Annotated in this window: 5 protein-coding genes; all 5 read left to right on the top strand. The window is 56.5% G+C overall.

Annotated features, from left to right (window positions below):
- Nucleotides 1-708 (top strand): pitrilysin family protein (locus tag BN871_RS25775; protein WP_048750010.1); only part of this gene is annotated, 708 nt, incomplete at its 5' end.
- A 14-nt stretch (nucleotides 709-722) separates the two neighbouring features.
- Entirely contained in the window at nucleotides 723-1,454 is a 732-nt protein-coding gene (ymfI, locus tag BN871_RS25780; RefSeq protein ID WP_048750013.1) for an elongation factor P 5-aminopentanone reductase, read from the top strand.
- A gap of 115 nt (nucleotides 1,455-1,569) precedes the next feature.
- Nucleotides 1,570-1,821, top strand: a complete 252-nt coding sequence (locus BN871_RS25785) for a DUF3243 domain-containing protein (protein ID WP_048750011.1) — start codon at nucleotides 1,570-1,572, stop codon at nucleotides 1,819-1,821.
- 179 nt (nucleotides 1,822-2,000) lie between these two features.
- Nucleotides 2,001-2,765: a DUF3388 domain-containing protein gene (locus BN871_RS25790; RefSeq protein WP_048750012.1), complete on the top strand. Its 765-nt coding sequence runs from the start codon at nucleotides 2,001-2,003 to the stop codon at nucleotides 2,763-2,765.
- A 23-nt stretch (nucleotides 2,766-2,788) separates the two neighbouring features.
- Nucleotides 2,789-3,065 (top strand): RodZ family helix-turn-helix domain-containing protein (locus BN871_RS25795; RefSeq protein ID WP_021878656.1); only part of this gene is annotated, 277 nt, incomplete at its 3' end.

Here is a 3,065-nt window from a genome sequence, read left to right on the forward strand (position 1 = left end):
CACCCGTCCAACATGCTGCTGTTCATCGTCGGCGGCGTCGATGCGGAGCAGGTATTCGAGCTGGTGCGGTCCAACCAGGCTGCGAAGACATATGAGCCTCTAGGCGAAATCAAGCGTTTCTTCGAGCCCGAGCCGCAAGGCGTGAATACGCCGCGAAAAGCGATCCAGCTTCAGGTTTCCCTGCCGAAGTGCCTGTTCGGCTTCAAGGAGAAAACCAACGGCCTGGACAGCGCTGCGCTGCTGCGCCGGGACGTCACGACCAAGCTGATGCTGGAAACCATTCTTGGATCCAGCTCCCCGACCTATCAGCAGCTGTACGACGACAATCTCATCTCCGATTCATTCGGATATGAATACAACTGCAGCACCGATTACGGCTTCTCTATCGTCGGAGGCGATACCAAGGACCCGGACGCTCTCGTCGCGCGGGTCAAGGAAGCGGTAGCGTCGTTGCAGCAGAGCGGGCTTGATGCCGAGGCTTTCGAGAGAACGAAGCGCAAGCGCATCGGAAGCTACCTGAGGATGCTCAATTCTCCCGAGTCGATCGCAGGCGAATTCACCCGCTACAAATTCCGCGGACAGGATCTGTTCGAGCTGCTGCCGGCTTATGAGAGCATCACGCTTGACGATGCCAATGCCCGGCTGAGAGAGCATTTCGACTTCGGCCAGCTGGCCGTGTCCGTCGTGCTGCCTCCGGCGGAAGCTTGAAAAGCTTGCAGGAGATGACCGTACTCATTACCGGGGGAAGCCGGGGCATAGGCGCCGCCATCGCGCGGCGCTTTTCCGCGGAAGGAATGAATGTGGTCATCCATTATTTGAATTCGCATGAACGCGCCAATGAAACGGCCCGGGAATGCATCGCTCTCGGCGGCGGCAGGGTCATGACGGTTTCCGCCGACGTGCGATCCAGGGAGAGTCTGGGCAGAATGAAGGAGAAGCTGGAAGCGGCAGGGCTGCTTCCGGATATTCTCGTCAACAACGCGGGCATCTCGCATTACGGCATGCTGGCGGACCTCACCGAGCAGGAATGGGACGACGTGACCGCGGTCAATCTCAAGGGATTGTTTCTCTGCACGCAGCTGTTCATGACTCGGATGGTGAGCGCGCGCTGGGGGAGAATCATCAATGTATCCTCCGTGTGGGGCATCTCCGGGGCATCCTGCGAGGTGCTGTATTCCGCGACCAAAGGCGGGGTCAATGCGTTCACGAAATCGCTGGCCAAGGAGCTGGCGCCGTCCGGAGTAACGGTCAACGCGGTCGCTCCGGGAGCGGTCGACACGGAAATGAACAGCCATCTCGATCAAGGCGAGCTTCAGGCGCTGGAAGAGGAAATTCCGGCCGGAAGGCTGGCCCATCCGGATGAGATCGCTTCGCTGGTCTATTTCCTTTCCTTGCCGGAATCATCCTACATAACCGGTCAAGTCATCAGTCCGAACGGCGGCTGGATCACATGAGTGGTCCGGCCGCAACTTTTTTCCAGCCCTGGTCGTCGTATAGGGAAGATGGCCTCCGCACACAATAGGGTCGTTGATGATTTCTTTCTCTATTCGACCAAGGAGGCGACGAAGCATGTCTACTGTACTTTCGAGCTTTGAAGGATGGAAGGAATTCCTGTCCGACCGCGTTGAGCAGGGCAAAAAGATGGGTCTTACCGAGGAAACCCTCGGCAACCTCGCTTATGAGATCGGATCTTTTCTCGATGAGAAGGTCGATCCGAAAAACGAAGAGCAGCGCGTGCTGAAGGAGATCTGGGACGTCGGAGACGAGGAAGAGCGCAAGACGATTGCCCGCCTCATGGTGAAGCTGGTCAATCACGGTTAATCATCGACTTTTGGCGGAGAGCTCCCATTCGGGGGCTTTTCTACTTGGCTGCGGACATCAAGATTCCGCCGCCCAAAAAACGTCGGCATGATCATTGCGGTTTCTTGCCGAATCATGTAGAATGTAGGCTTATAATGAAGGGCATAAAGACAGCTCATTACCTCAGGACGGTGTGATTAATGGAATCCAAACAGTGGTATATGGAGTACAAAATACATAAGAACCGGCCTGGCCTGCTTGGGGATATCGCCTCCCTGCTCGGCATGCTCAACGTCAACATCATTACGATCAACGGGGTGGAGGACCGCACCCGCGGCATGCTGCTTCAGACCAACGACGACGAAAAAATCGAGATTCTCGGCAAGATGCTTGCCAAGGTAGAGAACATCACCGTCAACAAGCTGCGTCCTCCGAGCCTGGTGGATCGGCTTGCTGTGCGTCACGGACGTTATATCGAACGGGATTCGGATGATCGCAAGACGTTCCGCTTCACGCGGGACGAGCTGGGACTGCTCGTCGATTTCCTCGGCGAAATCTTCAAGCGGGACGGCAACCAGGTCATCGGACTGCGCGGCATGCCGAGGGTCGGCAAGACGGAATCCATCATCGCCGGAAGCGTCTGCTCCAACAAGCGCTGGACGTTCGTTTCTTCCACGCTGCTCCGCCAGACGGTGCGCAGCCAGCTGTCGAGCGAGGAAATGAATCCCGACAATATCTTCATCATCGACGGCATCGTCAGCACGATCCGCTCCAACGAGCGCCATCACGCCCTTCTCCAGGAAATCATGGAGATGCCCTCGACCAAGGTCATCGAGCATCCGGACATCTTTATCCGTGAATCCAATTATGATTACAGCACTTTTACGACTATTATCGAGCTTCGCAATACGCCGGACGAAGAAATCTCCTATGATTCCTTCACCGTCAATTATAACGATTTTTAATTTGAGAGGAGGCATGGCCAACCATGTCTGAATTGGGCCAAACCCTGCGCACGGCAAGGGAAGAAATGGGACTCTCCCTGGACCAGGTGCAGGAGATGACCAAGATCCGCAAGCATTACCTGACCGCGATCGAAGAAGGCAATTACGCCGCGCTTCCAGGCAGCTTTTATGCGCGTGCATTCGTCAAGAACTACGCGGAGGCGGTCGGTCTCAACGCCGACGAGCTTCTGAACTATTACAAGAACGAGCTTCCTGCGGCGCCGGCGGCTTCGGCGGTAGAGCCGGCCGCTGCCCCGCAGC

The organism is Paenibacillus sp. P22, from assembly GCF_000469945.2.
Classification (GTDB): domain Bacteria; phylum Bacillota; class Bacilli; order Paenibacillales; family Paenibacillaceae; genus Paenibacillus_O; species Paenibacillus_O humicus.

Excerpts from the sequence above, each read along its gene's own strand:
- ymfI (WP_048750013.1), top strand. The coding sequence starts at position 723 with ATGACCGTACTCATTACCGGGGGAAGCCGGGGCATAGGCGCCGCCATC.
- BN871_RS25785 (WP_048750011.1), top strand. The coding sequence starts at position 1,570 with ATGTCTACTGTACTTTCGAGCTTTGAAGGATGGAAGGAATTCCTGTCC.
- BN871_RS25790 (WP_048750012.1), top strand. The coding sequence starts at position 2,001 with ATGGAATCCAAACAGTGGTATATGGAGTACAAAATACATAAGAACCGG.